Raw genomic sequence first — 26,941 nt, 5'->3', positions numbered from 1 at the left:
GGGCTTGCCGCCCTTATCGCGCCAGCCACCCGCCATCGATATTCCACGCCGCGCCACGCACCTGCGCCCCGGCCTCACTGCACAGAAACAACGTCAGTTCCCCCAACTGCGAAGGCGTCACGAATTCCAGCGATGGCTGCTTTTCCGCCAGCAAGTCATGCTTGGCCTTTTCCACATCGCCGGTCTGCGCGGCGCGATCGTCGATCTGCTTCTGCACCAGCGGCGTCAGCACCCAGCCCGGGCAGATGGCGTTGCAGGTGACATTGCTTGCCGCGGTTTCCAGCCCGACCACCTTGGTCAAGCCAATGACGCCGTGCTTGGCCGCCACATACGCCGCCTTGCCCGTCGAACCCACCAGGCCATGCACCGAGGCAATGTTCACGATCCGACCCCAACCCTTGGCACGCATGCCTGGCAGGCACAACCGTGTGCTGTGAAAGACCGACGACAGGTTGATGGCGATAATCTTGTCCCAGCTCTCGACGGGGAAATCCTCCACCGCGTCGACGTGCTGAATGCCCGCGTTGTTGACCAGAATGTCGACGCCGCCGAATTCGCGCTCGGCGTAGGCGATCATGTCGGCGATCTGCGCGACATCGCTGACGTCCGCCGGGTGGTGGCCGACCTTACTGCCGTACTGCTTGACCTGCTCGATCACCGCCGACGCATCGCCGAAGCCGTTGAGCACCAGATGTGCGCCGGCCTTGGCCAGCGTCAGCGCGATGCCCAGGCCGATGCCGCTGGTAGAGCCGGTGACCAGTGCGGTTTTGCCTTGCAGACTCATGTTCAATTCCTCATACGATGCCGGTTGCATAGAAAACGCCGATCACCACGAACACTGCCAGCGTCTTGATAATCGTGATGCCGAAGATGTCCTTGTAGGCCTCGCGGTGGGTCAGGCCGGTGACCGCCAGCAGGGTGATGACCGCGCCGTTGTGCGGCAGGGTGTCCATGCCGCCGCTGGCCATGGCCGCGACGCGGTGCAACACCTCCAGCGGAATGTTCGCCGCATGGGCCGCCGCGATAAAGCTGTCGGACATCGCCGCCAGGGCAATGCTCATGCCTCCGGACGCCGACCCGGTGATCCCGGCCAGCAGCGTCACGGTAATCGCTTCGTTGACCAGCGGATTGGGAATGCTCTTCAGTCCGTCGGCCAGCACGAGGAATCCGGGCAACGAAGCAATCACAGCGCCAAAACCGTATTCCGACGCCGTGTTCATCGCCGCCAGCAGTGCGCCACTGACTGCACCCTTGCTCCCCTCGGCCAGCTTGGATTTCACCGTCCTGAAGGCGAACAGCAGCACAAACACAATGCCCACCAGCAACGCCGCTTCCACGGCCCAGATCGCGGTGATCTTGGCGATGTCGGTCTGCACAGGCGTGGCCATGCCCGGCAGCGCCAGGGTGTGAGTCTTGCCGTACCACTGGGGAATCCACTGGGTAAACAGCAGGTTCATGATCCCGACCAGCAACAGCGGCGCCAGCGCGATCCACGGGTTGGGCAGCGCGATATCGGCCGGGGTGTCCGGCTCGTTGCGCAGCTCGGTGCCGTAGCCTTCGCCGGCACGCTGGGCCTTGTTGCGCTGGCGCTGCAGAAACAGCATGCCGACGCTGAACACGAACGCCGTGCCAATCAGCCCCAGCCACGGCGCCGCCCACGCCGTGGTGTTGAAAAAGGTCGAGGGGATGATGTTCTGGATTTGCGGCGTGCCGGGCAGGGCGTCCATGGTGAACGAAAACGCACCCAGGGCGATGGTCGCCGGAATCAGCCGTTTGGGAATGTTGCTCTGGCGGAACATCTCGGCGGCGAACGGGTACACCGCAAACACCACGACGAACAGCGACACGCCGCCGTAGGTCAGCAGCGCGCAGACCAGCACGATCACCAGCATCGCCTGGCGGGTGCCGAGCATGCGAATGGCAGCCGCCACGATGGAGCGCGAAAAGCCCGACAGCTCGATGAGCTTGCCGAACACGGCACCGAGCAGAAACACCGGAAAGTAGAGTTTGACGAAGCCGACCATCTTGTCCATGAACACGCCGGTGAAGGCGGGGGCCACGGCTGACGGGTCGGTGAGCAGTACGGCGCCGAGGGCCGCGATGGGGGCAAAGAGGATGACGCTGTAACCCCGGTAGGCAGCCAGCATCAGCAGCGTAAGCGCCGCTAAAGCGATGATCACACTCATGGAGTGTCTCCTGTTGTTTTTGTTTTGGGTGCGGCGAGGCCGCGCCACAGGAGGTATAGCTACATTCATGCCAGAGCGCTAACTAGCTGATTTTTATTGGATTTATCTAAAAATGGCGATTGGGGCAATCATGTGCGTCCCGATAATGGGACGGTTAAGGTCGGAACGGGGACCGCCAAAGCGATCGTGTCGGGGTGGCAGCCGCTCTGTTGCGGGAACCGGTGCCCGTTATCCCGGAAGGTAGACAGCCAGTCTCTTTATTGAGACTCGGCGATGCCCAGCGCGGCCATCTTCTTGTACAGCGTCGAACGGCCCAACCCTAGCTGCCGTGCCGCGAGCACCACGTTCCCCGCGCACTGGGCCAGCTTTGCCTGAATCAGCTCCCGGTCGAAATGCTGGCGCGCCTCGCTGTAGGTCTGGTCATTGGATGCGGACCACGCTGCCACCGGCGGGCTGGCGACCGGCACCAGCGTGCCGATGGCGGCGCGGATGTCGCCGGGGCTGAGCTGCAGATCGTCGCTGAGCAGCGCGGCACGTTCGAGCACGTTGCGCAGCTCGCGGATATTGCCGGGCCAGGCGTGCTGCGCGAGGGCCACCAAGGCCGCGGGGGCCAGTTCGTGATGGCTATGAAGGTCCTCAAGGATCGCCTCGGCCAGCGCTGGGATGTCATCCAGACGTTCGCGCAACGGTGGCACTTTTATGGGCAGTACGCTCAGCCGGTAATACAGGTCGGCGCGAAACTCGCCGCGCTTGATCGCCGCTTCAAGGTCGGTGGAGGTCGCGGCGATCACGCGCACATCGCTTTTGATCATCGCGTTGGAGCCCACCGGCTCGTATTCTTTCTCCTGCAGCACCCGCAGTAACTTGCTTTGCAATGGCAGGGGCATGTCGCCGATTTCGTCGAGAAACAGCGTGCCGCCCTCGGCCAGGTGCAATTTGCCGTGGCGCCCCTTGCGATCGGCGCCGGTAAACGCGCCCGGGGCCGTGCCGAAGAATTCCGCCTCCAGCAACGCCTCGGGAATCGCCGCGCTGTTGATGCTAATGAAGGGTTTGTGCGCCCGAGGCGAGCTGTTGTGCACGGCGTGGGCCAGAAGCTCCTTGCCGGTGCCGGTCTCACCGAGCAGCAACACCGGGGAATCGGTACTGGCACTGCGACGGGCGCGGCGTTTGACTTCCAGGCTGGCGGCGCTGGTGCCGATAAAGTGGGTAAAGGTGTATTTAGCTTGCCGGGCGCGCAGCAGCGAGCGGGTCGAGGCAAGCTCCTGCTGCATGCTCGAATAGCGCTTGAGCAGCGGCGACAGGGCCTGTAGCTCATCGAACAGTGCGAAGCCGATGGCGCCGATCACCGCGCCGCCGTCGTCATGGATCGGCAGGCGCATGACCACCAGCGGGTCCTTCGCCGTGTCCATCATGTCCAGCAGAATCGGTTGGCCGTTGCTCGCCACCTGACGCAGCAGGCTGCCGGGAATCACCTGCTCACAGGGCTGGCCTACCGCGCGGCTCGGGTCCTCCAGGCCAAAGCGGCGGGCGTAGCGCTCGTTGATCCAGACGATGCGGGCGTCGCGGTCGACGATGACCGTGCCCTCGCTGGACTGCTCGATGATCTCGAACAGCGAGCGGATCGCCAGTCGCCGAACGCGCCGGTAATCCTTCAGGCTTTCATTGTCGTTCATGTGCGGTTCCATCCATCCTGTTCCTCGGCATCTGGCCGCACAGACTACTGTTTGGGGCGAGCTTCAATTGAAACCGGGGTGGGCCGCCGCCAGCAATTCCCGGGTGTAAGGGTGCTGCGGCGCATCGAACACGTCGTGGCTCGCGCCGCGCTCGACCACTTTGCCGTCCTTGACCACGATCAGGTCATGGGCCAGCGCCTTGACCACGGCCAGGTCGTGGCTGATAAACAGATAGGTCAGGCCATGCCGCTCCTGCAATTGCCGCAACAACGCGACGACCTGCTTCTGCACGGTGCGGTCCAGCGCAGACGTCGGTTCGTCGAGCAGTATCAGGGCAGGTTTGAGCACCAGCGCGCGGGCAATGGCGATCCGCTGCCGCTGCCCGCCGGAAAATTCATGAGGGTAGCGGTGCCGGCTCGACGGGTCGATGCCGACTTCTTCCAGCGCGCGGATCACTTCGGCCTCACAGCTGGCCTGGTCCAGGTCGCTGTGGACTTCCAGCCCTTCGCTGATGATCTGTGCCACCGACATGCGCGGGCTGAGGCTGCCGTAAGGGTCCTGGAAAACCACCTGCATATGCTTGCGCCATGGGCGCATCTGCTTTTGATTCAGGCTGTCCAGCGCGTGACCCTTGAAGCGGATACTGCCACGGGACTCGAGCAAGCGCAGGATGGCCTGACCGAGTGTCGACTTGCCCGAGCCGGATTCGCCAACGATCCCTAAGGTTTTGCCGCGCTCGATGCTGAGGCTGATGTCATCGACCGCTTTCAGGTATTCGTGGTGCCGGTTGAAAATCCCGCCGCCGAGGGAGAACCAGACGCGCAGGTTATCGACCTCCAGCACCTTCTCGCGGGTGTCCCGGGGTAACGGCTCGCCCGCCGGTTCGGCGTCCAGCAGCAAGCGGCTGTAGGCGTGTTGCGGGTTTTTGAACAGCGACTGGCAGTTGGACTGCTCGACGATTTCCCCGGCGCGCATCACGCACACCCGCTGGGCGATGCTGTGCACCAGATTCAGGTCGTGGCTGATCAGCAACAGCGACATGTTCAGCCGTTGCTGGAGCTGTTTGAGCAGCAGCAGGATCTTGCGCTGCACCGTCACATCCAGCGCCGTGGTGGGCTCATCGGCAATCAGCAGTTCCGGCTCGCAGGCCAGCGCCATGGCGATCATCACCCGCTGGCGCTGGCCGCCGGACAACTCGTGGGGATAGGCCTTTAGGCGCTTTTTCGGGTGCTGAATGCCGACCAGCTCCAGCAGCTCGATGATCCTTGCCTGGGCCGCCTTGCCTGCCATGCCCTTGTGCAGCAACAAGGTCTCGCCGATCTGCCGGGACACCGTGTGCAGAGGGTTCAGCGAGGTCATTGGCTCCTGAAAGATCATCGCGATCTGATTGCCGCGCAGCTCGCGCATGACGTTGCCATCGGCGCCGAGCAACTCTTTGCCGCGATAGCGAATGCTGCCGGTGCTCAGCGTGCCGGCCTGGGGCAGCAGTTGCAGGATCGAATGGGCGGTCACCGATTTGCCCGAGCCCGACTCGCCGACCAGTGCCAGGCACTCGCCGGCCGGAATGTCCAGGCTGAGGTGCTTGACCACGGTGTGCCCGTTGAACGACACCGAAAGGTCGCGGATTTCGATCAGGTTTTCGGACATCTCAGGACCTCGGGTCGAAGGCATCCCGCAGGGCCTCGCCAATAAACACCAGCAGCGACAGTATCAGCGCCAGTGTGAAAAATGCCGTGAAACCGAGCCATGGCGCTTGCAGGTTCTGTTTGCCCTGGGCAATCAGCTCGCCCAGTGACGCGCTGCCGGCAGGCATGCCGAAGCCGAGGAAGTCGAGCGCGGTCAGCGTGGAAATCGCCCCGGTGAGGATGAACGGCAGATAGCTCAGGGTGGCGTTCATCGCGTTGGGCAGAATGTGCCGCAGGATCACCTTGCGATCACTCAGGCCCAGCGCCCGCGCCGCTTTGACGTACTCCAGATTGCGCCCGCGCAGGAATTCGGCGCGCACCACGTCTACCAGCGCCAGCCATGAAAACAGCGCCATGATCCCCAGCAGCCACCAGAAGTTTGGCTCGACGAAGCCCGACAGGATGATCAGCAGGTACAGCACCGGGAGGCCAGACCAGACTTCCAGCAGGCGCTGTCCGATCAAATCCACCCAGCCGCCGTAATAGCCCTGTAACGCGCCGGCTGCGATGCCGATCAGCGCGCTGATGAACGTCAACGCCAGGGCAAACAGAATCGATACCCGCGCGCCGAAAATGACCCGGGCCAGCACGTCCCGGGCCTGATCGTCGGTGCCCAGCCAGTTGATCGAAGAGGGCGGGCTCGGCGCCGGTTTGTTCAGGTCATAGTTGGGTGTGTCATCGCTGAACGGAATCGGCGGAAACAGCATCCAGCCATCGCCCTTGCTGATCAGCTGGCGCACGTAGTCGCTGCGGTAGTCCGGCTGAAAGGGCAGTTGGCCGCCGAATTCCTGCTCGGTGTGGCGCTTGAAGGCGGGGAAGTACAGCTCATGCTGATAACTCAGCACCAGGGGTTTGTCGTTGGCAATCAGCTCGCCGCACAGGCTGAGCACGAACAGCCCGCAAAACAGCCACAGCGACCACCAGCCCCGGCGGTTATTGCGAAAGCGCTCGAAGCGACGGCGTGCCACCGGAGACAGTCTGCGCATCACGCATTCCTCGCGCTGAAGTCGATCCGGGGGTCGACCAGGGTGTAGCAGATGTCCCCGACCAGCTTTATCAGCAACCCGAACAGCGTGAAGATGAACAGCGAGCCGAACACCACCGGGTAATCCCGCGACACCGCGGCTTCGTAGCTCATGCGGCCGAGGCCATCGAGGGAGAAGATCACTTCGATCATCAACGAACCGGCAAAGAACACACTGATAAACGCCTGGGGAATGCCCGCCACGATCAGCAACATGGCGTTGCGGAACACGTGGCCGTAGAGGACCCGTCGCTCACTCAGCCCCTTGGCCCGGGCGGTCACCACGTACTGGCGGGTGACTTCGTTCAGGAAGGAGTTTTTGGTCAGAATGGTCAGCGTTGCAAAACCGCCAATGACCAGCGACGTGACCGGTAACACCAGGTGCCAGAAGTAGTCGGCGATCTTGCCCAGGGTGCTCAGTTGATCAAAGTTCTCGGACACCAGCCCGCGGACCGGGAACCAGCTCAGCGACGTGCCGCCAGCGAACAGCACCACCAGCAGCATGGCGAACAGAAAGGCCGGCATCGCGTAGCCGATAATGATGGCCGTGCTGCTCCAAATATCAAAGTGACTGCCGTGCTTGACCGCCTTGCGGATGCCCAGGGGGATCGACACCAAGTAGGTGATCAGCGTCGCCCACAGCCCCAGCGAGATAGAGACAGGCATCTTTTGCAGGATCAGGTCCGTGACCTTGGCGCCGCGAAAGAAGCTGTTGCCGAAATCCAGTTGCGCGTAGTTCTTCAGCATCAGCCACAGGCGCTCATGCAGGGGCTTGTCAAAACCGTACTGGTGCTCGATTTCCTTGATCAGCTTGGGGTCGAGCCCGCGACTGGCCCGGGACTGCCCGGCGTTCATGGTTTCGGTGTGGCCTGCGCCGATGGTGCCGCCCGCGACGCCTTGCAGCTTGGCGATGGCTTGCTCGACGGGGCCGCCGGGCGCCGCCTGCACGATGAAGAAGTTGACCAGCAGAATGCACAGCAGCGTCGGAATGATCAGCAGCAGGCGCCTCATCAGGTAGCCGAGCATTACTTGACCTCCGAGGGAATGGCCGAAGCGCCCCGTTGCTGGGCGAACTGTTCGTTGGTCAGTGCCTGGGGGCTGACTTCCCACCAGGTATCGATGGCTTCGCTGTTGCTGGCCTGCACCTTGGGAATGCCGAAACGGTTCCACCACACCGTGGACGAGCCGGGCGGGTAATAGTTGGGAATCCAGTAGAAGCCCCACTGCAGCACCCGGTCCAGGGCATGGGCGTAATCCACCATCGCCGGCTTGCTGTCGGCTTTGGCCAGGCCTTCGATCAGGGTGTCGACGGCCGGGTTGCGCAAGACCATGTAGTTGCTGGAGCCGGAATCGGTGGCGACTTTCGAGCCGAAGTTGTTGTACAGCTCCATGCCCGGGGAGGTCGAAACGCCGTAGCCGGTGACGATCATGTCGTAATCCCGGGCCATGACCCGGTTCAGGTACTGCGCCGAGTCGATGCGGCGGATTTCGAAATCAATGCCGATCTGCGCCAGATTGCGCTTGTACGGCAACAGGATTTTCTCGAAGCCGCTCTGCCCGTTGAGGAAGGTAAAACTCAACGGTTCGCCCTGGGCGTTGACCAGCTTGTCCCCCCGGGGCATCCAGCCTGCTTCTTCGAGCAACGCCAGGGCTTGCAGCTGTTTGTCGCGAATGAAGCCGCTGCCATCGGTTTTCGGGGTCTGGAAGACGGTGGTGAACACTTCCGGCGGCACCTGACCGCGCAGCGGTTCAAGGATCTTCAGCTCGGACTCGGTGGGCAGGGCCGTTGCCGCCAGGTCACTGTTGGAGAAGTAGCTGTTCTGGCGCACGTACACGTTGCGCATCATCTGTTTGTTGGTCCATTCGAAATCCCACAGCATCGCCAGCGCCTGACGCACGCGGCGATCCTGAAATTTCGGACGGTCCAGATTGAAGATGAAACCCTGAGAGCTCTGCACCGCGCCCTTGGCCAGGTGCGCCCGCTGCAGACGGCCTTCGGTTAATGCCGGGCTGTCGTAGCCGATGGAGTAACCCGTGGCGGAATATTCGCGGTTGTAGTCATAACCGCCACCGCGCAGCACTTGGCGGGCGACGTCGGTGTCGCCGAAATACTCGACGCTGAAGTGATCGAAGTTGTACAGGCCGCGATTGACCGGCAGGTCCTTGCCCCACCAGTCCGGGTTGCGTTCGAAGGTGATGCTGCGCCCGGGGTCGACCTTGCCGATGCAATACGGGCCGCTGCCCACCGGAATCTCGAAGCCGCCGCCGTTGGCGAAGTCGCGGTCCTTCCACCAGTGCTCGGGAAACACCGGCAGCGAAGCCAGATCCAGCGGCAAAGTGCGGCTCTCACTGCTTTTGAAATCAAAGCGGATCTGCGTCGGCGACTCGACTTCGACGCCTTTGACGTCTTGAAACTCGGTGCGGTACGACAGGCTGCCCTGGGTCATCAGCAGGTTGTAGGTGAAGCGCACGTCCTCGGCGGTGATGGCCGAGCCGTCGGAAAACTTAGCCTTGGGGCTCAGGTAGAAACGCAATGACAGGCCGTCGGGGGCGCGCTCCATTTTCTCTGCGATCAGGCCATAAACGGTGTAGGGCTCGTCCAGCGACCTGACCGCCAGGGGCGAGTACAGCAAGCCGTTGACCTGGGCCACGCCGGTGCCTTTGTCGAGGTACGGCATGATGTGATCGAACTGACCGATTTCCTGGGCCGAGCGGCGCATGCTTCCGCCTTTGGGGGCGTCGGCATTCACGTAATCGAAATGCCCGAAGTTCGCCGGGTAACGCGGCGCCTCGCCGTAAACGGTCAATGCGTGTTGAGGGGCGGCGGATAAAACCTGAAAACCAGAAACGAGGACGAGTGTTGCGACCATCAGCGATGACAAAACAAAACGCATTGCACGAATCCTGACTGACATCGGCGAGCAACATCTGGGTTGAAGGTCATGACGGCGCGGGGTGGCCGGTCCGGTTTTTTATTGATTGCCCCGCAGGCAAGGTACCGCAAAGCCGGCGTCTTTGTAACCGGACAATGCATTGCCGAGCGGGCATCGGATAAACAAACGGCCCGCTTTCAAGGGCGGGCCGTTGGTGCAGCAGCGCGGAGGATCAGTCCTGGCGGCTGGTCACTTCCAGCAGGTGATAACCGAACTGGGTTTTCACCGGGCCCTGAACAACGTTCAGCGGCGCGCTGAACACCACGGTGTCGAATTCCTTGACCATTTGACCGGGGCCGAAGGAGCCGAGGTCGCCGCCTTGACGGCTGGACGGGCAGCTGGAATTGGATTTTGCGACTTCAGCAAAATCAGCGCCGCCTTCGATCTGCGTTTTGAGTTCGTTGCACTTGTCTTCGCTGGAAACGAGGATGTGGCGGGCAGTGGCTTTGGCCATTTTGGGTGACTCCTGTGAAAAAAAGAAACGAAGCGTACCGGAATAAGGGCCTCGTTTCCCGAGAAAGTTCAGGCGCCTTTGACGGCCCGTGACAGACGACATCGCCGGTCAAAGCCCCTTGCGGAACAGCAGAGCGGCGTGATCCACGTACAGCTTCACCGGGTCCACCTGCTTGCGGACCAGACCGGCACTCTGGTTGATCGAATCCACGTGGTCCATCGGATAGTCGGAGCGGATCACCTTGCCCAGGTGAGAGCTGAAGCGGCCGACCAGGCCGTCATTGGACGCAGCCTCCTTTTCGAACAGCAGTGCATAACTGCGCAGCGCCAGGTGCAGCGGGTCCAGGGCATTGCGGCCCTCGGAAAACAGCGAGCCATCGATGCACCCGCTCCACGAGTAATAATGAACGCCGTTGACCCGTTCGGCGCCTTCGCCGCCCCATGTTGCGGGCAGTCCCTGGGAATACCTGCGGTTAAAGGCCGCGACGCCCTCGGTCGTCAGCGCATCCAGTGCCTGAACCGGATCCTGGGGAAGGTCCGAGTTACCGCTCAGCAGCGCCAGGAAGTGGGCAAAACCTGCGGTCAGCCGCGACGCCACCGCTTCAGGCATCTGTCCGGGCGTCAGCGCCCGACGTACCCGGTCGGCCACCTCCGATCCGTGATTGGGGCCGCTCACGGAAGTGACCGACGCCACGATATCCGGACGCATCGCAGCGGCATAGCGGGAGGTCAGCGCGCCCTGGCTGTGCCCGATCAGGTTGACCTTCAGGTAACCGGTGCGGCGCAGGAAGCGTTCGATCTGATCAATCAACTGCTCCCCGCGAATTTCGTTGTCGTGGACGCCGGACAGCGCCGGCACGTGGACCCTGCATCCGGCTTGCTCGAGCGCCTGGGGGATGGCGTGGAACATTTCGACCTTGCCGATCCGGTCAAAGCCAAACAGCCCGTGGACCAGCAAAATGGGGTACTTGGTGGTGACTTCCTTGTACATGTCGATCATTCCTTCGATATAAAAGAAGGATTGAGCTTAACCAGCGAAGGTCATGGGCGGAGGGCGCAGCGGAGTATGGCCATGCGCCGGTTAGTGCAGGTCGTGGCGAGCGTTTCATCGCTCCAGACCTTGTGTCCCGCAGAGGCAGGAAAAGACGCTGGCGTTGCGGTGCAAATACGCCGAGGGCGCGGGGCGCTTTCCCACGAGGGGCGTCTTCGCTGCCACGGGCTGCAGTTGACGGCGACGACGCTTCTGCGGGAAGCCGGACGCATGGCTGCGACCGGCTTCCCGTTTGCAAATGTTACCTGTAGCGCAGTTTGTTCACGCCATCGCGCAGCAGGCGTTCCGTTGAATCCCAGCCCAGGCACGCGTCCGTCACCGACACGCCGTATTTGAGGGAAGCACTCAACGGCTGGCAGCCTTCGAACAGGTGACTCTCCAGCATCATGCCGATCAGTGTCCGGTCACCGGCCAGCCGTTGCTGCAGTACGTCGTTGAAAACGGCGGGCTGACGCAGCGGATCCTTGCCGCTGTTGGCGTGACTGCAATCGACCATGATGCGCGCCGCCATGCGGTGCTTCGCCAGGCTGGCATTCACCGCTGCAACGCTGGCGGCGTCATAGTTGGGCCCGCCGTGGCCGCCGCGCAGCACGATGTGGGTGTCGGGATTGCCCGACGTCTCAATAATCGCCGGGTGGCCCTGAGGGTCCACACCGAAATGCCGGTGGGCGTGGGCCGCCGAGCGAATGGCGTCGCAGGCCACGGAGATGCCGCCGTCGGTGCCGTTCTTGAAACCCGTGGGCACGCCGAGGCCGCTGGCCATCTCCCGATGGATCTGCGATTCGGTGGTTCTTGCGCCAATGGCCACCCAGCTCAACACATCATCGAAGTAACCCGCCGCCATCGGCTGCAGCAACTCCGTGGCGATCGGCAAGCCGAGCCGGACCATCTCACGCATCAACTGCCGCGACAGGGCAAGGCCCTCGGCCATGTCGTCACTGCCGTCCAGCGCGGGATCGTACGCCAGGCCTTTCCAGCCGACGGTAGTGCGCGGCTTCTCGACGTAGGCGCGCATCACCAGCAGCATCTGGTCGCTGACTTCGGCGGCGAGATGCGCCAGGCGTTCGGCGTATTCCACAGCGGCGTGGGGATCGTGGATCGAGCACGGGCCGACAACGACCAGCAGGCGCGAATCTTCACCGTTGAGAATGGCGCGAATCGACTGGCGGTGGGCGGCAACCTGGGCGGTCAGGGCAGCGTCCAGCGGCAGCTGATGTTTTAGCTGGAAGGGCGTGGGCAAGCGTGTCGGGGCAGGGCGGCTGTCATTCAGAGTGACGACGCCGGAGGGCAAATCGATGAGGGTGTTGCTGACGACGGGCGAATTCATGTGCTGGCTTCCTGGTCGGCGGGTTTGCCCGCGCGGACCTACTGGGGTGTTCGACAATTGGCCGGGTTGGCTGTGAGCAGGGCGATGCCACCTGTCAGTGACCGATCGGAGGCGGCAGGCTGTCCCGAACGGAGGTTGCTAAATCGCCAGGCGAAGTCGGTGTCGTGGCGGTAATAGTGGTGGTTCATGTGCAGCTCCTTGAATCAATCAGTCAGAAATGTGTGGCCCAGAAAAACAAAACCCCCGGTCGGGAAGCCGACCGGGGGTGAGAGTTATCTCTGGTGGGCGTCCCGAAGTTCAGGGCGCCGTTTGGGTATCAGGCGCGCCAGTGGCTAAACCAATACCCATAAAAATAAGAAGCAGGAGCGGTAGACGCCGTCGCATTCCAGGCAGCCGCACGCTCAGCCTGACGTGAACCGTCGGCGGCGCTGAACAACTGTAAGGAAAGGGAACGCAACATGGTCTGACTCCGTGGAATGCCGCCGAGCTTACTTCAGACCGATCGGGTTCTTCAATTGGAAATTACAATCAGGCTGATTGGGGACAACACGCTTTTAAGCAACCCACAACACGGCCAAAAAAATGAATCAGTCTTCGGGTACTTCCGACGATCCGGCGGTCGGTATCACGCCGATCTTCATTCCCAGCAGCACCGCGACTCTGTGGGACTCGCCCCGGCGTCCCTTCTTTCGCCCGGACAACACTTGATAGGTCGTCGCCGGGTCCACGTTGTGCTCCCTGGCAAACTCTTGAACCGATTTGCCTTGCTGTTCCAGCCAAGCCTTGGCTTGTGCGGCGGTACGGATTCCGGGCATAGTTCAAAACCGTTCAAGTTCGTTCAAATTATTTCGATTCTATCACTCAAAAGAGTGATATCAACAAGGCTATGCATCCAAATGAGTGGAATAGGTGCCCGAATTAGGGAAGAGCGCGAGCGCTTGGGGCTTTCACAACGCGCATTCGGTGAGATCGGTGGCGTGGAAGCCAACGCGCAGGGCAAGTACGAAAACGGTGAACGCACCCCCAAGGCCGATTATCTCGCCCGCGTCGCCCCTCGCGGTGTCGACGTGTTGTACGTGCTGACAGGTTCCCGCACTCCGGTGCCCATTGTCGGCCTGAGCGAAAACGAAGAATGGATGGTGGGGAGTTACCGCAGCCTGGGAAAGGAGGAACAGGATGCCATCTGCCGGTTAACCACGACCCTGGCGGAATATCAGAGCAGTTACGCCCCGGACAGGAAGTTATAAGGCAATCCGGGCGATGCAGCGGTCGGGCGTTTGAAGATTTTTATCAAGTTTTGCGGTCGATGATGATAGCGTGTGAACCTCTTTGTAGATCATCTGGTACACATGCACTCGCAGTGCTCCAGAGCAGGTCGCTTACTTTCTTTTCGCTAACGTGGCGGGTCGTCGCCACGCATTGTTCGGTGAGGTGTCTGCTTGATTAGGGTGCTGGTTGTCGATGACCATGATCTGGTTCGGACAGGTATCACGCGCATGTTGGCCGACATCGAAGGCTTGCAGGTGGTGGGACAGGCCGAGTCCGGCGAAGAGTCGTTGCAGAAGGCCCGCGAGCTGAAACCCGACGTCGTGCTGATGGACGTCAAGATGCCTGGCATCGGCGGGCTGGAAGCCACGCGCAAACTCATCCGCAGCCATCCCGACATGAAGGTGGTGGCGGTCACGGTGTGCGAAGAAGACCCGTTCCCGACGCGCCTGCTGCAAGCGGGCGCGGCGGGATACATGACCAAAGGCGCCGGTCTGACCGAGATGGTTCAGGCCATTCGCCTGGTGTTCGCCGGGCAGCGCTACATCAGCCCGCAGATCGCCCAGCAACTGGCGCTCAAATCCTTCCAGCCCCAGACTAGTAATTCGCCGTTCGACCTCTTGTCCGAGCGGGAAATCCAGATTGCCCTTATGATTGTCGGCTGCCAGAAAGTGCAGACGATTTCCGACAAGCTTTGCCTGTCCCCCAAAACCGTGAATACCTACCGGTACCGCATATTCGAGAAGCTGTCGATTAGCAGTGACGTGGAGCTGGCCCTGCTGGCCGTCCGTCATGGCATGGTCGACGCCAGCGCATAAATGACCCAACCGTTTGATCCCAGTGCTTTTCTGTCCACCTGCAGTGGCCGCCCCGGCGTCTATCGGATGTTCGATATCGACGGCAAGCTGCTGTACGTCGGCAAGGCCAAGAATTTAAAGAAGCGCCTCGCCAGCTATTTCCGCAAGACCGGCCATGCACCGAAAACCGGTGCGCTGGTCGCGCGGATCGCTCAGGTTGAAACCACCATCACCGCCAATGAAACCGAGGCGCTGCTGCTGGAACAAACCCTGATCAAGGAGTCGCGTCCGCCGTACAACATCCTGTTGCGCGACGACAAGTCCTACCCGTATGTGCACCTGTCTGACGGCGAATTTCCCCGACTGAGCATTCATCGCGGCGCCAAGAAGGCCAAGGGCCGCTATTTCGGGCCTTACCCCAGCGCCGGTGCGATCCGCGAAAGCCTGAGCATCCTGCAGAAGACCTTCCACGTTCGTCAGTGTGAAGACAGCTTCTACAAAAACCGCACTCGGCCTTGCCTGCAGTATCAGATCAAGCGCTGCAAGGCGCCCTGTGTGAACTTGGTCGAGCCGCAGATCTACAACGAGGATGTGCGTCACTCGGTGATGTTCCTCGAGGGGCGCAGCAATGCCCTCACTGACGAGCTCAACGCGCTGATGGAAAAGTCGGCGATGAACCTCGATTTCGAGCACGCCGCCGAGCTGCGTGATCAGATCGGCCTGCTGCGCCGCGTGCAGGACCAGCAGAGCATGGACGGCGGCACTGGTGACGTCGACGTCGTGGCCGCGTTCGTCAATCCGGGCGGCGCGTGCGTGCACTTGATCAGCGTGCGTGGCGGGCGGGTATTGGGCAGCAAGAATTTCTTCCCCCAGGTCGGGATCGAGGAGGAGGTGGGCGAAGTCATGTCGGCCTTCCTGGCCCAATACTTTTTGGGCGGGGGCGAGCGCGAACTGCCGGGGGAGGTCATCGTCAACGTGGTCAGCGAGGATTTCCCCGCGCTGATCGACGCGATCGATGCTTCACGCGGCCGCGAAATCATCATCAGCCATCGGGTGCGTGGCACCCGTGCGCGCTGGCAGCAACTGGCCGTGACCAATGCCGAGCAGGCACTGATGGCGCGGCTCGCCAACCGTCAGCACGTTACGGCGCGCTTTGAAGCGCTGGCGCAAGTGCTCAAGCTCGATGAGCCGCCGCAGCGACTGGAATGCTATGACATCAGCCATTCCAGTGGCGAAGCGACGGTGGCGTCCTGCGTGGTGTTCGGTCCCGAGGGCCCGATCAAGTCCGATTACCGCCGCTACAACATCGAAGGCATCACGGCAGGGGACGACTACGCCGCGATGCACCAGGCGCTGACACGTCGCTTCAGCCGCATCAAGGACGGCGAGGGCAAATTGCCGGACATCTTGCTGGTGGACGGGGGCAAGGGCCAGTTGAGCATGGCCCGCGACGTGATGAACGAGTTGGCGATTCCCGACCTGATTTTGCTGGGCGTCGCCAAGGGCGCTACGCGCAAGGCCGGTTTCGAGACGTTGTACTTGAACGATGCGGCCCATGAGTTCACCCTCAAGGGCGACTCGCCGGCGCTGCACCTGATCCAGCAGATCCGCGACGAAGCCCACCGGTTTGCCATCACCGGGCACCGTGCGCGACGCGGTAAAACCCGTCGAACGTCAACCCTGGAAGGCGTCGCAGGGGTGGGCCCGACCCGGCGTCGCGACCTGCTCAAGCACTTCGGCGGCCTTCAGGAATTGTCCCGGGCCAGCATCGAAGAAATCGCCAAGGCGCCGGGAATCAGCAAAAAGCTCGCAGAGTCGATTTATGCAAACCTGCACAGCGAGTAGAATGCTCGCTCACCTCGTAGCCAGTTGTGCCGATGAATATCCCTAATCTGATCACCGTATTACGTGTCCTGCTGATTCCGATCTTCATTCTGTTGTTCTATCTGCCGTACCACTGGAGCTACATGGCCGCCAGTTCGGTGTTCGCCCTGGCAGCCGCGACCGACTGGCTGGATGGATATCTGGCAAGACGCCTGGAGCAAAGCACACCGTTCGGGGCCTTTCTCGACCCGGTGGCTGACAAACTGATGGTGGCCGTTGCGCTGGTGTTGCTGGTGCAGGCCCACGCCAACCTCTGGCTGACCTTGCCGGCCGCCGTGATCATCGGTCGAGAGATCGTTATCTCGGCGCTGCGCGAGTGGATGGCGGAGCTGGGGGCACGAGCCCAAGTCGCCGTCTCGAACCTGGGCAAATGGAAAACCGCTGCGCAGATGCTCGCGCTGGTCATCCTGCTGGCCAACCCGCCTGCGTTTACCTTCTGGGTGGTGTTGGGTTACGTGCTGTTGATGATCGCTGCGGGCCTTACGCTGTGGTCGATGGTGCAATACCTTCGCGCCGCATGGCCGCATCTGCGCACGACCACAGATGAAAAATAAGTTTTTTTAAATCAAGGGGTTGACGGGGTCATTTGAGTGTATAGAATGGCGCCCACACAAAGCGGGAATAGCTCAGTTGGTAGAGCACGACCTTGCCAAGGTCGGGGTCGCGAGTTCGAGTCTCGTTTCCCGCTCCAGTTTGTATGCGTTTAGCGGTAGTGGTTGGATCGTTGAGCGTTTGAGGCCGAGTAGCAAAATGGTTATGCCGCGGATTGCAAATCCGCTTACGCCGGTTCGATTCCGACCTCGGCCTCCACTATTAAAGCCCGTAAGATCAACGTCTTACGGGCTTTTTTGTGGGTGGCATTTAATGAATCACTTCCGCAATTCTGGCTATCGCTTCCGCAACACGCGATGAAGCGAGGGCTCAGATACCAAGCCACTTATCTCTGTCACCGGTTCATCTGAGCCTGGGCAGGTTTGCGTGCCGTCAGATAACACCGCACGCCATCCGATCACCGCCGCCGCCCAATGGCATGGGCATATCCGAATGGTTGTCGCCGCCCACATGGATCATGAGCGCGTGGCCTTTGATGTCAGCAATGTTCTTCAGGCGTGGCGCGAGCACAGGGTAATTGGCCACTCCATCGGCGTTGACGTAGACCGCTGGCAGGTCACCCAAGTGGCCTTCGCCATAGGGCCCCAGATGCTTGCCAGTTTTCGCTGGGTCGAAGTGGCCGCCTGCTGCCAATGCCGCGACCTTTTTGCCGTCTTTCACGCCCGAATCGCAACTCGCCTTTTCGTGAACATGAAAACCGTGAATCCCGGCGGGTAAAGATTTCAGATCTGGGGTGAACACCAGCCCGTAAGCGGTCTCGCTGATGGTCACGTTGCCAACGGGCTGTGGGGCGCCATCAGCGCTCACCAGGTTCATGGGGACATCAAGCGACGCCGCTTGAGCGCTCACCGTAAATGCCCCAATCAGGGCCAGCCACAAAGCGGATTTCATAGACACCTCATTCAGTTTGTCAAAAGAAGGGCAAGACAGCTGCGCCAGCGTTTCACCCTTCGCAGGGAGAGAGCATAGACAAGGTATCGAGGTTGCGACGGTAAACAAACGTAACCAATTGAATCCGAAAGCTTTGAACTTGCCTCAAGGGCTGCGGGTGTATATATTCCCCACTCTTGTCAGCTGGCCTCGCGATACTACGCGCGAAGGTCGCGGTTGATATGTGCTACCGCCCTGATGGTGAAATTGGTAGACACACCGGACTTAAAATCCGTCGTCCGAAAGGATGTGCCGGTTCGACTCCGGCTCGGGGCACCATATTCGATTCTCATGCCCTCTCAGGCATGCTCAAAAAAACCCGCTGGCCCAGCCCACGCGGGGTTTTCTGTTCTTAGGCATCCGCAACTCTTCTCACACCTGCTCAGAATTTTTAGTACATTTACCAGCACATACTCAATTCGATTAATCTGGTGATGTACTAATGCCACGCTCTTCGTTGCTGCCAAGGGCGCGAAGTCGTGGCATTTCAGATTCTCCTGGCACGGCCGCCAACCACGCATATCCCTCGGCACCTACCCTGAAGTCAGCCTCAAGCAAGCACGCGAACGCCGGGATCGGGCCCGCTCCCTCATATCAAAAGGAGTGGATCCGCGATCCGCCCGGCGTGAAGAAAAGCTGACCGCCAGCAACGGTGCAGTGAAAACCTTCGAAGTTGTCGCTGAAGAATGGCATGCCTTCAAGTCACCGCGCATGACCGCAGCCCGGAAAGGCGATGCAACCCAATCGCGCATGTACTTGGACAAAGACCTCATTCCTTCGCTAGGCAAGTTGCCAATATCCGATATCCGTCGCAGCGATGTGCTGCCTACCAGCCGTAGAGTCGAGGCTCGGGGGGCGCTGAATGTCGCGAGGAAGTGCGGCTCATGGCTAAATGAGATCTTCCGGTTCGCGATCGCTTCCGGCTACATAGAGCACAACCCTGCGTCCGACCTGGACATCGTCGCGGTGAAGGAACCGCCCGAGAAACACAACCCGATGCTTCGACTGGCCGAGCTTCCAGAGCTTCTCAATTCGCTGCGGACATTCACCGGCGCCGAATGAGGATATTGTTGTTGACCGGCGTCCGTACTGGCGAGCTTAGGTTCGCGACCCGCGATCAGTTCGACCTGGAAGGCGGTCTGTGGACGATCCCGCCGACAGGCGTGAAGCAGTTGCAGAAGCTTATTCGAGGGAAAGATGAGGCAAAGGTGCCGCCTTATCTGGTGCCGCTGTCGCGGCAGGCGGTGGAGGAGATACGCAACGTCATGGAAATGACCGGCGCCTACACACTGCTACTGCCGGGCCGAAGTGACCCGGCAAAGCCGATAAGCGACGGAACTGTCAACATGGCGTTGAAGCGTATGGGATATGAGGGCCGACTGACCGGGCACGGGATCCGCGCGACGATTTCGACTGCCCTGAACGAGATGGGTTACAACGAGGATTGGATCGAGGCGCAGCTGTCGCACGCCGGATCAAGCAAGATCCGGAAGACGTACAACCATGCCGAGTACGTGGAGCAGAGGCGGGAGATGATGCAGAACTGGGCGGATTACCTGGACAAGGTCGAGGCCAGTTAAGGCAGGCGCTTGCGCGCCTCAGCCTTGCTCGCGGCCCATTGCTCTACTTCGGCACGTATCCAGGCCACGGCCTGTTCGCCGATTTTCCCCTGATGGGGGAATTTTCCGCCGACGGCCATGCGGTAGATGGTTGCGGTGCTGAGCCCGGTGATGCGCCGCACCTCCGGCAAGCGGATGCACTCGATAGGGTGGGTTTTTTGAGCTGTGTTCATGTGGGTTATCTCCGTCCGGGGTCTATGCGGGGTTGAGTGGGCCGAAGGCCTCGATGTCGATGTCCTAAGCAAGCTTCTCCATAGGATTCATGCTCTCGGGCCTCGAGTCGATGTCCGCCTGATCCATGTAGCTGCGCATTCGGATCACCAAGGCGAGCAGCGTTTCGTTCGCTTACTTCGAAACGCGCTGCCTGCCGACGGCGTAAGAGGCGTCTTGAAACTGGATCGCTTCATCGCCCAGGACGCCGATCCTTTCGAGGTGCTGTGAATGAATGCCTTCAATCAGGGCCTGGTCTTGCTGGTGAATCGGGTTTTCTTTGGACACAGAAATCTCCCGCCCGCCGTACACCGGCAGGCAGGTGGATAAATGTGGAAGAGGTTACGGGTACTGGTGCTTGATGCGGTCGGCGATGCCTTCCAGCTTTTCGGCCATGTACCGCATGTCGTCGTTGTCGCGGCGGCAGACGGCACCGGAGCGCTGGACGTTGCGTCCGGCGAGCAGCCATGCCGCCAGAAGGATGAGCGCTGCCTCGAGTCGACGCCGGACGAAGCCGGTGTTCGGGATCATAGGATGTGAGCTCCAGCTTCCAGAAGACCATCTCGATATTCGCGGAGGTTGTCCCGCACGGCCCTGAGTTGGTCGCGCTCCCTGATCAGGCATTTGAGCGCAGTTGAGATGTTCGCGTGCCCAAGGGTAATGGTGATTGCGTGAGCCTCGCCGAACAGGCACACCCTCCGATCTTGGTCCGCTGAGGCGCGACCACATTTCAGATCTTCTCGAACGCGGCTGTAGCGAAAAATCCCCTTGCAGTTACATGACGTGCTGATATCAACTGAATTAGCTAAATAAGGAATCCACATGAGCACTCTTCGCACCAACCAGCTGCAAACGCTTGACGGAACTGTGACTGATTTCTCGCTTGACGCACTGCCCTACGTTGCACCCGGAACAGGCGCCGTCTCGCGCTCGGCCCAGAGCAAACTGAGCGACATGCTTTCGGTGAAAGACTTCGGGGCGAAAGGTGACTTTTCCACGGACGACACCACGGCAATCCGCAACGCCCTGGCTGCTGCTGCGGCATCCGGGCCAAGAGGCAAGGCAGTCTTCATGCCTGCCGGTATCTATAACGTGAGCGGGACAATCACGATTCCCGCGTATGTGCGGCTGGTGGGCGCCGGCAAGGCCTCAACGCTGATCCGCTGCACCGTTGCAGGTACAGTCGTCGACCCTATTGTGTCGCTGCCCAATGGGTTCAGCGGAATCCAGGGTGTTGGGGTTGTGTACTCAGGCCTTCAAGCCACACAAGGGACGTGCCTGCTCTCCACCGGTTCCAACAACTCGCTCGAAGACTTCATGGTTAGCGCCGGCTATGTTGGCTTCCAATGGCACACCGGATCGGCAACGGTCTGTGAGGATTTCCAGATTCTGGACTGCAAGCGGATCGGTCTTCTGATCGGTAACAGCATCACAGGGTTCTCAAATGATCTGTTCATCAGCAATTTCCTGATCATCACCGCAGACCTGACGAACTTCAGCCTGGGCGCGATGCGGGTGCTTGGCCGGGTCGAGGCGCTGGTGGTCGACACCGCAGACTTTATTGGCAGCACAACCCCGTTCACTTCTGACCCGGGGACTGCCGAGGGGCTTCGGTTCAGCTCATTCAACAAGGTCTATTTCGACTCTGGCGTCTCGTCGCCGCTCTTCACCGGCGTGAATCACACCACGTTCACCGACTGCTGGTGGTCGAACCGTGCGGCGGGCGGTACGTTCGTCAACTGCCATTCCCTGACCATCAATGGCGCCAAGGTCTACAACAACTCGCTTCAAGGCCTGCTGTTCCTGAACTGCCACCACATCATAATTTCCGGTGACTTTGCGCTGAACAACCTCAGCGCCTCCAGCGCCATTGATGATCTTTTCTTTGATGCGTCGTGTAACAACCTCACCATCGGGCCTCTGATCGGGTTCGAGGCTGGCCCAACGCGCTACGGGCTGTTCATCGCATCAGGGGTTACGGCGTATCAGGTTCGAGACGTGAACATCACTCCAAGGGCCTCAGGAGTTATCAGCGAGCCTGTTGCGGCGGCAGGCCGGAAGGTCACCAGCGTTGCTGGGTATGCAACTCAGAACAAGGGCAACGGCACTCTGGCGGCAGCACGGACATCGGTCAGTGTTCCGCACGGCCTTGGAGCCACACCATCCCTGAAGAACATTCAGATTTCGTCGAATGGCCAGACCATGACACCGCTCTATGTCTCATCGGTTGATGCCACGAACCTTGTCGTCGCTACCCAGACAGCAAACGCGGGCGCGACGAACTTCAGTTGGTGGGCTGATATCTCATAGCCTGGAACATTCTCAATAAACGAGATGTGGCTCTGGCGCTGGCATGTACATCGCATTGCAGCGCCAGACTCCAAACCCATCGATAGTGCAGGGCATCCAGCGGTCAGGCGTCCCGCACTGCGCCGGGAAGAAAACGATACGGGTGATGGCATCCAACTCCTGCCAACTCGAAACACCATCATCATGTTGTGATGGAGAGGCACTTTCAGCACATCGTCGAAGAACTCACCCTTTCCAGAGATGAACCCCTTAGGCACCTTGCTTCCTGCGACCCCGAATTCTCGCCAACACTCCTCGCCGCCGTTCTCGTCCCAATAGACGCGCTCGCGGTTCGGAATCTCACCGTAGGTTTTGATGAAATCGGAGTGATCCGGTATATCACAGATCCGACGCCATGCCGGATGGCGCTTGCACCACTCAGCAGCACGCTGAAAAGCTTGCTCGGCAGAGTAAAATTCTTTGGTCTCACTCATGGCGCAATCTCAGGGCGAGCCCACCAGCAGACCGGACCATCGTCAGTGTCCTGAATTGCCAGGCAGAACCAGTCTCCGCCGTCTGGGCGAGTAGCTGCAGTCTGGATCGCCCGCTTCAAAGTAGCATTCGGATACCCACTCGGCGGCACATTCAATGCTGACCATCGCGACTTCCAGTTCCTGTTCAGCAATCCATGCCTTGCACTTGTCTCCGTCGCCCTCCTCAAAATCGTGTAGATCGTCATGCTGGAAGAAGCCGTTTTTATCGCGAACAACTGGCGCTGGTTCAATCAAAGGGACTGAGCTGGAGCGCCCTCAGAGCCGGATGATTTCTGCTTGCAGAGCCTTAATTACATTTTCTGTGAGCATGGCTTTGTCCTCGCCTCATACGCAGCAGGCAATTGGGGTCGGAAACGAGTTCTCTTGGGAGTCGGGCGCCATGACGAGCGCAGCGTGTTAAACGCGCAGACTATCGAGCATTACCGTCAGCGCATCGTCGACTCGGATTAGCAAATCAGCCAACCGAGGAATTCATGAAGCGACTCACCAATCTGGTCAATCTGCTTGTTGCCGTGCTAGCCGTCATCGAGTCGCTTGTGCGTTTGGGCTGGCTGTGAGCAAGTTACGCTGCGGCTGCCTGCTCTGCCGCCACTCGCCAAGGATCATTCGCCCGAGCGAGGGCGGCCATCGGCGGCGGGCTGACACTGTTGCCGCACATATGGACCTGCTCGGTCTTCGTGAACGGCTTGCCGTCAGCGCCGTGGGTGATGATGTAGTCCGGCGGAAAGCCCTGCACCCGGTACAACTCGGCCGGTTGCAGCATCCGCAGTCGGATGTCGACGATCACGTAGGGCGTGCCCTTGATCACTCGCCATTCGACGACGTAACTGTGCTGCTCCAGCAAATCAACAAAACGTTTCCAGGTGCTGCCTTTGCGCTTGGGGTTAGGGACGAGGAACTGCTCGCCGACAGGAACGATCTCGCCGGGCGCGGCGACCACTTTCACCAAGACCTCTTTTCCTTTTTTGTTCACGCCTGGCACCAGCTTGATGATGCGGCCGGTCGCTTTGTCGCGCTTGGCGATCAGCGGACCCCATTGCAGGATCTGCTTCACATTTTCCAGGCTGATGACTCGAGGCCGCTTCTTGCCGGCCCACTTCAAACCGATCCACGAGAGGTTACAGATCTCGTGCTTGCGCGGCTGGCCGCCAGCGGCCTGGCTGTGATGGGTGAAGTCCGGCGACATGTGGAACCAGCCCACTGCCTTGCCGCCGCACTCGGCGTCCGGATCACCATCGAACACGTCGGTGGTGAAGTGCCCGGCGCCAGGGTGGTTGATGGTGTGCATGCTGATCGCTTTGGCGCTGTGGTTTTTCGCCACGTTGACCTTACGGCCGAGGCCCATTTCCAGCCCGGTACCGGCGCCGCCACCGCCGCAGAAGAAGTCCACGACTATCTCGTCGTCTTGTGGGTGGGAGCCGAGGGCGTACTGCGTTTTGAAGTCTAAGGGAGGGCTTTTTTGAATTGCAGACATATGTGGTCCTCACCGCTATATTCGGCGCTCAATTAAAGGAGGGATTGGAATGCTCATGCGACCTGAAGACTGCTGTGTTACCGCTATGAACGAAGTTGATCTTGAGGGCGTGACGGACGGGTTTATTGCGGCGAAACCATCGAGCAAGGCGTTTTTCTGAAGACCGGGTATAAGTGTCGAACATGCAGTCAGAACTGGGAACGCTTTGTTGAGATGCAGGACCCGGATGAGGTTCGGTGGGATGCAATTTTTTACCCAAGGTCAGCTTGAATTATTCATCACTGCTTGACGAACATAGCTTTCCATGCGATTGCACAATTCTCAACGCCGTCCGGCCGTGAAAGAGGTGGCCAAGCTACAACGGCCGAGGTGCTACCATCTACTACGGTCATTTAATGATGGGTGCGGTTCAAGTAAATTGTTTAAAAAGGATGACTATGGACAGTAAGAAGCTAGAAAAAGCAGTTGCTAGGTTCCGTAACGGCGAACGGCCCTTTGGCTATCGCCGCCCTGTGTGGTTTTTTACCGCGGCTGATGGTGAGCCGTATCCGCTCAAGTACGTTTACGCCATGGCCGCGGAAATGGATTCGCTCAACACTCATACATATATCGCAAAACGAGAGTTGACCGACTTGGGCTACCACATCTTTTTAGCACCAAATACAGAGGCTAAGCCTCAAAAAAGCGCAGACCGTCAAATCCCGGAAAAGTTAAGCGCCCAAGAGCTGCAACGAGTGACTGCCGAGTTTATCTGGAAGGCCGTCCAAAGCCTGCTCGGTGGCACTAAGGCTGAAGAGTTCGGTGCGTCCGTGGATTATGATTTGGTGGTTGATGGAGGGGTACGGCTAGCCCCAAAGCAAGTGTTCGGGCTTGCTGCATCGGATGCCCTTGGCTTTACCGTTAAGTCGTTTCACTTCACAGCAGGTGCCAACACCGTTTGTTTCAAGCTCCTTGAAAGGGCGGGCTATAGAATTGTGGCTAAAGGCGGGCACTTCGAGCCGCTTGATCTGCCCCCGGAGCAAGAGGAATTAGAGTGGGCAGAAGGCGCCCCTAAGCTAGTCAAGCATTTCCGTCGAGAGCGTGCCCCCGGCCTAGCCAAAGCAAAAAAAGCACAGTTCCGCACTCAGCATGGCCGGCTTTTTTGCGAAAGCTGTCAGTTTGAGCCATCCGAGAAGTATGGTCCCGATGCAGAAGCCTGTATCGAGGTCCATCACAATTCCATCCACGTTGCTCACATGAAGCCTGGCCAAATGACCAAGCTAGGCCAGCTGCAGTGTCTTTGCGCTAATTGCCATCGCGTACTGCATCGCAAGATTGCTGCAACTTCGGCAAACCGGGAGCCTTGACACGATAGTCGTCCTCAGCCAACTCGCAGAAGAACCAACAGGCAGGGATCTTCTCGTTCCGCCGCACCGGGCCGTCCCCTAAGTCCCTCAACAAGAAACGCTCGTTGGTGGCGCGGTTCCTGTGAAGGTACCAGCCTGGGCCTAGCAGGTCCTGCACGTGACAGAGCGATTCGAACTGTTCTGGGAAGTCTTCGCGAATGGCTCGGAAATAGCCTTCTCCGCCTTTCACACAGCCGATGCAGTTGGCGTTGTCGTAGCCAAGTCGATACATGAAGGGCAGTTTGATGCCGGCTCGTTCGATCATCGCCTTACATTCTTCCTTACCCAGGCCGCGATCAATCAGCGGCGCGATGACAGGGCGATCAGAGTTTCGTTCTTGAAAATTTTCTAGCCGATCCCGCTCCTCAGCGGTGTAGCCGAAAACCATGACGTCACCTGGCTGCTTCTATGTGTCGAGCAGCCGGCGCTTGAACAGCTTGGTGCACGGGGCGCCAAATTCATTTTTCGCATATCGCTTGCGCCGGAAGACCTCGATGATATCGGCACGGTAGTTGGTATCACGTACAACCGTCACCGGCCTGCCGAGCCACGCTTCACAGTCAGCGATGAAGCGCCTGTTGTCTTCATGCTCGTTCGAGAAATGCGTTGATAATTTGCACGTCGTGAGTGCTGGTGTAGTCGGCCAGCGCCAGCTTGGTCGCCACCGCCGAAGCGTCGGCGCAGCTGAACTGGCAGACGATGCGCGGTTTGTCTGATGGCATGGCTGATTCCCGCCAGTGGCGTGATTGAAAGTTATCGTGACAACATGGACGGATGTGAGGGAGATTCCCCTCTTCTCGATTCAGGCAAAAGGATCATCCAAATGCCGATGCTGCGTGGGCGTCAGACCGTTTCCACCTTTTCCATCTTGTTCGCGAGCGCTCGAAGATCTCTAAAAGCCGCCAGAGAGTCCGAAGAAGGAAGTTTTTACGAAATTCTCAATTGCTTAGTCATGGGCGCGTTTACGGTTGAGGCGTACATGAATCATCTCGGACACATTCAGTACGGTTCAAAGTTTGATAAGTTTGAGAAATCAAACGTTTGGGCAAAATACAGGCAGCTACGAAGGTCTTGCTCGCTTCCTATACTTGGCATCCCAGACGCGTACCCATCAGTTGGTCAATTGCTGGAGTTCCGAAACACAATGGCCCACGGCAGGACCGAGAATAATTTGATCGCTATGGAGATCGCAGACAAAACTATCCCAATAGCCATCGGCCAAAGCGCACTGGGATGGCGCGCATTCGTAACTTGCGAATATGCCGAGGAAGGAATGGCCGCAGTCGAGGCTCTGATCAATGAGCTGCATGATGCCGCGGGGCAGGGTAAATACCCTTTTCTAACAACCATAAGCGGTCTTTATTCGTTAGCTACGATCGACCCCTAGGGTCAGATCATTTTTTTCATGCAGGGCTTCGCGTCGCGAAAGACGTCCATCTGCGCGGCGCCATCCAGGCAGCATTAATACGAACTCGCGCTACGGCTGCCTAATCAAGGGTCAGCTCGCAGATGATAGGCCGGCGCCCCTCCTGCATTGTAACAAGCCACGTGGTGCCGGCGCCGCTGAATGGGGTCCAGGACTACACCCC

27 protein-coding genes, 3 tRNA genes and 3 pseudogenes are annotated in these 26,941 nt (G+C 59.8%); 13 read left to right on the top strand and 20 right to left on the bottom strand.

Annotation, left to right across the window (positions count from 1 at the left end; translation table 11 throughout):
* Positions 1-13: 13 nt before the first annotated feature.
* The 12 genes from SLW74_RS21040 to SLW74_RS20985 all read right to left on the bottom strand — a co-directional run bounded on the left by SLW74_RS21040 (position 14) and on the right by SLW74_RS20985 (position 13,147).
* On the bottom strand, positions 14-784 hold the full coding sequence (locus tag SLW74_RS21040; RefSeq protein WP_410929978.1) for a 3-hydroxybutyrate dehydrogenase: 771 nt from the start codon (positions 782-784) through the stop codon (positions 14-16).
* Positions 785-794: 10 nt separating this feature from the next.
* The gene (locus SLW74_RS21035; protein WP_410929977.1) at positions 795-2,186 is read right to left on the bottom strand and encodes a GntP family permease; all 1,392 of its coding nucleotides are present in this window, start codon (positions 2,184-2,186) and stop codon (positions 795-797) included.
* A gap of 257 nt (positions 2,187-2,443) precedes the next feature.
* The gene (locus SLW74_RS21030) at positions 2,444-3,859 is read right to left on the bottom strand and encodes a sigma-54 interaction domain-containing protein (protein WP_296315185.1); all 1,416 of its coding nucleotides are present in this window, start codon (positions 3,857-3,859) and stop codon (positions 2,444-2,446) included.
* A 63-nt stretch (positions 3,860-3,922) separates the two neighbouring features.
* Complete coding sequence (locus tag SLW74_RS21025) at positions 3,923-5,506, bottom strand: ABC transporter ATP-binding protein (protein ID WP_410929976.1); 1,584 nt, start codon at positions 5,504-5,506, stop codon at positions 3,923-3,925.
* A gap of 1 nt (position 5,507) precedes the next feature.
* Positions 5,508-6,530, bottom strand: a complete 1,023-nt coding sequence (locus SLW74_RS21020; protein ID WP_065990436.1) for an ABC transporter permease — start codon at positions 6,528-6,530, stop codon at positions 5,508-5,510.
* Positions 6,530-7,594, bottom strand: a complete 1,065-nt coding sequence (locus tag SLW74_RS21015; protein WP_192131888.1) for a microcin C ABC transporter permease YejB — start codon at positions 7,592-7,594, stop codon at positions 6,530-6,532. The genes SLW74_RS21020 and SLW74_RS21015 overlap by 1 nt, the downstream gene beginning before the upstream one ends.
* Positions 7,594-9,462: an extracellular solute-binding protein gene (locus SLW74_RS21010; RefSeq protein WP_410929975.1), complete on the bottom strand. Its 1,869-nt coding sequence runs from the start codon at positions 9,460-9,462 to the stop codon at positions 7,594-7,596. Before SLW74_RS21010 ends, SLW74_RS21015 begins: the two co-directional genes overlap by 1 nt.
* Before the next feature lie 211 nt (positions 9,463-9,673).
* Positions 9,674-9,955, bottom strand: coding sequence for a peptidylprolyl isomerase (locus SLW74_RS21005; RefSeq protein ID WP_065990442.1), 282 nt, complete (start codon positions 9,953-9,955; stop codon positions 9,674-9,676).
* 108 nt (positions 9,956-10,063) lie between these two features.
* The gene (locus SLW74_RS21000; RefSeq protein WP_410929974.1) at positions 10,064-10,945 is read right to left on the bottom strand and encodes an esterase/lipase family protein; all 882 of its coding nucleotides are present in this window, start codon (positions 10,943-10,945) and stop codon (positions 10,064-10,066) included.
* A gap of 301 nt (positions 10,946-11,246) precedes the next feature.
* A complete protein-coding gene (locus tag SLW74_RS20995; protein ID WP_410929973.1) occupies positions 11,247-12,332 on the bottom strand; it encodes a 3-deoxy-7-phosphoheptulonate synthase in 1,086 nt (361 codons plus the stop codon).
* A gap of 38 nt (positions 12,333-12,370) precedes the next feature.
* Positions 12,371-12,520: a hypothetical protein gene (locus SLW74_RS20990; protein ID WP_410929972.1), complete on the bottom strand. Its 150-nt coding sequence runs from the start codon at positions 12,518-12,520 to the stop codon at positions 12,371-12,373.
* A 399-nt stretch (positions 12,521-12,919) separates the two neighbouring features.
* Entirely contained in the window at positions 12,920-13,147 is a 228-nt protein-coding gene (locus tag SLW74_RS20985) for a DNA-binding protein (protein ID WP_192131880.1), read from the bottom strand.
* A gap of 81 nt (positions 13,148-13,228) precedes the next feature.
* Here SLW74_RS20985 and SLW74_RS20980 point away from each other — a divergent pair, with 81 nt between their 5' ends.
* The 6 genes from SLW74_RS20980 (at position 13,229) to SLW74_RS20955 (ending at position 17,089) form a co-directional block, all read left to right on the top strand.
* Positions 13,229-13,579, top strand: a complete 351-nt coding sequence (locus SLW74_RS20980) for a helix-turn-helix domain-containing protein (protein WP_065990449.1) — start codon at positions 13,229-13,231, stop codon at positions 13,577-13,579.
* 192 nt (positions 13,580-13,771) lie between these two features.
* A complete protein-coding gene (uvrY, locus tag SLW74_RS20975; RefSeq protein ID WP_065990451.1) occupies positions 13,772-14,416 on the top strand; it encodes a UvrY/SirA/GacA family response regulator transcription factor in 645 nt (214 codons plus the stop codon).
* Entirely contained in the window at positions 14,417-16,240 is a 1,824-nt protein-coding gene (uvrC, locus tag SLW74_RS20970; RefSeq protein ID WP_296309801.1) for an excinuclease ABC subunit UvrC, read from the top strand.
* Positions 16,241-16,272: 32 nt separating this feature from the next.
* Entirely contained in the window at positions 16,273-16,833 is a 561-nt protein-coding gene (pgsA, locus tag SLW74_RS20965; RefSeq protein WP_065990459.1) for a CDP-diacylglycerol--glycerol-3-phosphate 3-phosphatidyltransferase, read from the top strand.
* A gap of 61 nt (positions 16,834-16,894) precedes the next feature.
* Positions 16,895-16,970, top strand: a tRNA-Gly gene (locus SLW74_RS20960).
* 45 nt (positions 16,971-17,015) lie between these two features.
* A tRNA-Cys gene (locus tag SLW74_RS20955) sits at positions 17,016-17,089 on the top strand.
* A 174-nt stretch (positions 17,090-17,263) separates the two neighbouring features.
* Here the strand turns inward: SLW74_RS20955 and sodC are convergent.
* Entirely contained in the window at positions 17,264-17,782 is a 519-nt protein-coding gene (gene sodC / locus SLW74_RS20950; RefSeq protein ID WP_410929971.1) for a superoxide dismutase [Cu-Zn] SodC, read from the bottom strand.
* 231 nt (positions 17,783-18,013) lie between these two features.
* On the opposite strand from sodC, the gene SLW74_RS20945 reads away from it, so the two are divergent.
* The 4 genes and pseudogenes from SLW74_RS20945 to SLW74_RS20930 all read left to right on the top strand — a co-directional run bounded on the left by SLW74_RS20945 (position 18,014) and on the right by SLW74_RS20930 (position 19,401).
* Positions 18,014-18,100: transfer RNA gene (locus SLW74_RS20945), tRNA-Leu, on the top strand.
* 231 nt (positions 18,101-18,331) lie between these two features.
* Positions 18,332-18,394: pseudogene (locus SLW74_RS20940) on the top strand (integrase); the annotation flags it as partial.
* Positions 18,395-18,478: 84 nt separating this feature from the next.
* The gene (locus tag SLW74_RS20935) at positions 18,479-18,883 is read left to right on the top strand and encodes a tyrosine-type recombinase/integrase (protein WP_410929970.1); all 405 of its coding nucleotides are present in this window, start codon (positions 18,479-18,481) and stop codon (positions 18,881-18,883) included.
* A gap of 11 nt (positions 18,884-18,894) precedes the next feature.
* Positions 18,895-19,401, top strand: coding sequence for a tyrosine-type recombinase/integrase (locus SLW74_RS20930; RefSeq protein WP_410929969.1), 507 nt, complete (start codon positions 18,895-18,897; stop codon positions 19,399-19,401).
* Here the strand turns inward: SLW74_RS20930 and SLW74_RS20925 are convergent.
* From SLW74_RS20925 to SLW74_RS20915, 3 genes are all read right to left on the bottom strand, one after another.
* Positions 19,398-19,613, bottom strand: a complete 216-nt coding sequence (locus tag SLW74_RS20925; RefSeq protein WP_410929968.1) for a helix-turn-helix transcriptional regulator — start codon at positions 19,611-19,613, stop codon at positions 19,398-19,400. The two genes, SLW74_RS20930 and SLW74_RS20925, sit on opposite strands and share 4 nt — an antisense overlap.
* Positions 19,614-19,785: 172 nt before the next feature.
* Entirely contained in the window at positions 19,786-19,938 is a 153-nt protein-coding gene (locus SLW74_RS20920) for a hypothetical protein (RefSeq protein ID WP_410929967.1), read from the bottom strand.
* Between the two features lie 54 nt (positions 19,939-19,992).
* Positions 19,993-20,181, bottom strand: a complete 189-nt coding sequence (locus SLW74_RS20915) for a hypothetical protein (RefSeq protein ID WP_410929966.1) — start codon at positions 20,179-20,181, stop codon at positions 19,993-19,995.
* Positions 20,182-20,472: 291 nt separating this feature from the next.
* On the opposite strand from SLW74_RS20915, the gene SLW74_RS20910 reads away from it, so the two are divergent.
* Positions 20,473-21,960 (top strand): glycosyl hydrolase family 28-related protein, encoded by a 1,488-nt coding sequence (locus SLW74_RS20910; protein WP_410929965.1) that lies wholly within the window; start codon positions 20,473-20,475, stop codon positions 21,958-21,960.
* Between the two features lie 469 nt (positions 21,961-22,429).
* Here the strand turns inward: SLW74_RS20910 and SLW74_RS20905 are convergent.
* Both SLW74_RS20905 and SLW74_RS20900 read right to left on the bottom strand, forming a co-directional pair.
* Positions 22,430-22,727 (bottom strand): annotated as a pseudogene (locus tag SLW74_RS20905) (hypothetical protein).
* A gap of 561 nt (positions 22,728-23,288) precedes the next feature.
* A pseudogene (locus SLW74_RS20900) lies at positions 23,289-23,967 on the bottom strand (DNA cytosine methyltransferase); the annotation flags it as partial.
* A gap of 437 nt (positions 23,968-24,404) precedes the next feature.
* Between SLW74_RS20900 and SLW74_RS20895 the strand changes: the two are divergent.
* Positions 24,405-25,313 carry a hypothetical protein gene (locus SLW74_RS20895; protein ID WP_410929964.1) on the top strand — a complete coding sequence of 303 codons (909 nt, stop codon included), beginning with the start codon at positions 24,405-24,407 and terminating at the stop codon, positions 25,311-25,313.
* Here SLW74_RS20895 and SLW74_RS20890 read toward each other — a convergent pair.
* Entirely contained in the window at positions 25,252-25,740 is a 489-nt protein-coding gene (locus tag SLW74_RS20890; RefSeq protein WP_410929963.1) for a hypothetical protein, read from the bottom strand. The two genes, SLW74_RS20895 and SLW74_RS20890, sit on opposite strands and share 62 nt — an antisense overlap.
* Before the next feature lie 196 nt (positions 25,741-25,936).
* Positions 25,937-26,074, bottom strand: a complete 138-nt coding sequence (locus SLW74_RS20885) for a hypothetical protein (protein ID WP_410929962.1) — start codon at positions 26,072-26,074, stop codon at positions 25,937-25,939.
* Here SLW74_RS20885 and SLW74_RS20880 point away from each other — a divergent pair.
* Positions 26,068-26,739, top strand: a complete 672-nt coding sequence (locus SLW74_RS20880) for a hypothetical protein (protein ID WP_410929961.1) — start codon at positions 26,068-26,070, stop codon at positions 26,737-26,739. The genes SLW74_RS20885 and SLW74_RS20880 overlap by 7 nt on opposite strands.
* The last annotated feature ends 202 nt before the right edge of the window (positions 26,740-26,941 follow it).

The sequence above is a fragment of the Pseudomonas sp. W5-36 genome (assembly GCF_046540455.1).
Classification (GTDB): Bacteria; Pseudomonadota; Gammaproteobacteria; order Pseudomonadales; family Pseudomonadaceae; genus Aquipseudomonas; species Aquipseudomonas graminis_B.
The sequence above is the reverse complement of the archived record's forward strand: the minus strand, read 5'-3'. Positions and strand labels throughout refer to the sequence as shown.

Bases quoted from the DNA above. Each gene is read 5' to 3' on its own strand.
- SLW74_RS21040 (WP_410929978.1), bottom strand. From the start codon at position 784: ATGAGTCTGCAAGGCAAAACCGCACTGGTCACCGGCTCTACCAGCGGC.
- SLW74_RS21035 (WP_410929977.1), bottom strand. From the start codon at position 2,186: ATGAGTGTGATCATCGCTTTAGCGGCGCTTACGCTGCTGATGCTGGCT.
- SLW74_RS21030 (WP_296315185.1), bottom strand. From the start codon at position 3,859: ATGAACGACAATGAAAGCCTGAAGGATTACCGGCGCGTTCGGCGACTG.
- SLW74_RS21025 (WP_410929976.1), bottom strand. From the start codon at position 5,506: ATGTCCGAAAACCTGATCGAAATCCGCGACCTTTCGGTGTCGTTCAAC.
- SLW74_RS21020 (WP_065990436.1), bottom strand. From the start codon at position 6,530: ATGCGCAGACTGTCTCCGGTGGCACGCCGTCGCTTCGAGCGCTTTCGC.
- SLW74_RS21015 (WP_192131888.1), bottom strand. From the start codon at position 7,594: ATGCTCGGCTACCTGATGAGGCGCCTGCTGCTGATCATTCCGACGCTG.
- SLW74_RS21010 (WP_410929975.1), bottom strand. From the start codon at position 9,462: ATGCGTTTTGTTTTGTCATCGCTGATGGTCGCAACACTCGTCCTCGTT.
- SLW74_RS21005 (WP_065990442.1), bottom strand. From the start codon at position 9,955: ATGGCCAAAGCCACTGCCCGCCACATCCTCGTTTCCAGCGAAGACAAG.
- SLW74_RS21000 (WP_410929974.1), bottom strand. From the start codon at position 10,945: ATGTACAAGGAAGTCACCACCAAGTACCCCATTTTGCTGGTCCACGGG.
- SLW74_RS20995 (WP_410929973.1), bottom strand. From the start codon at position 12,332: ATGAATTCGCCCGTCGTCAGCAACACCCTCATCGATTTGCCCTCCGGC.
- SLW74_RS20990 (WP_410929972.1), bottom strand. From the start codon at position 12,520: ATGAACCACCACTATTACCGCCACGACACCGACTTCGCCTGGCGATTT.
- SLW74_RS20985 (WP_192131880.1), bottom strand. From the start codon at position 13,147: ATGCCCGGAATCCGTACCGCCGCACAAGCCAAGGCTTGGCTGGAACAG.
- SLW74_RS20980 (WP_065990449.1), top strand. From the start codon at position 13,229: ATGAGTGGAATAGGTGCCCGAATTAGGGAAGAGCGCGAGCGCTTGGGG.
- uvrC (WP_296309801.1), top strand. From the start codon at position 14,417: ATGACCCAACCGTTTGATCCCAGTGCTTTTCTGTCCACCTGCAGTGGC.
- pgsA (WP_065990459.1), top strand. From the start codon at position 16,273: ATGAATATCCCTAATCTGATCACCGTATTACGTGTCCTGCTGATTCCG.
- sodC (WP_410929971.1), bottom strand. From the start codon at position 17,782: ATGAAATCCGCTTTGTGGCTGGCCCTGATTGGGGCATTTACGGTGAGC.
- SLW74_RS20925 (WP_410929968.1), bottom strand. From the start codon at position 19,613: ATGAACACAGCTCAAAAAACCCACCCTATCGAGTGCATCCGCTTGCCG.
- SLW74_RS20915 (WP_410929966.1), bottom strand. From the start codon at position 20,181: ATGATCCCGAACACCGGCTTCGTCCGGCGTCGACTCGAGGCAGCGCTC.
- SLW74_RS20910 (WP_410929965.1), top strand. From the start codon at position 20,473: ATGAGCACTCTTCGCACCAACCAGCTGCAAACGCTTGACGGAACTGTG.
- SLW74_RS20895 (WP_410929964.1), top strand. From the start codon at position 24,405: ATGGACAGTAAGAAGCTAGAAAAAGCAGTTGCTAGGTTCCGTAACGGC.
- SLW74_RS20890 (WP_410929963.1), bottom strand. From the start codon at position 25,740: ATGGTTTTCGGCTACACCGCTGAGGAGCGGGATCGGCTAGAAAATTTT.
- SLW74_RS20880 (WP_410929961.1), top strand. From the start codon at position 26,068: ATGGCATGGCTGATTCCCGCCAGTGGCGTGATTGAAAGTTATCGTGAC.
- SLW74_RS20885 (WP_410929962.1), bottom strand. From the start codon at position 26,074: ATGCCATCAGACAAACCGCGCATCGTCTGCCAGTTCAGCTGCGCCGAC.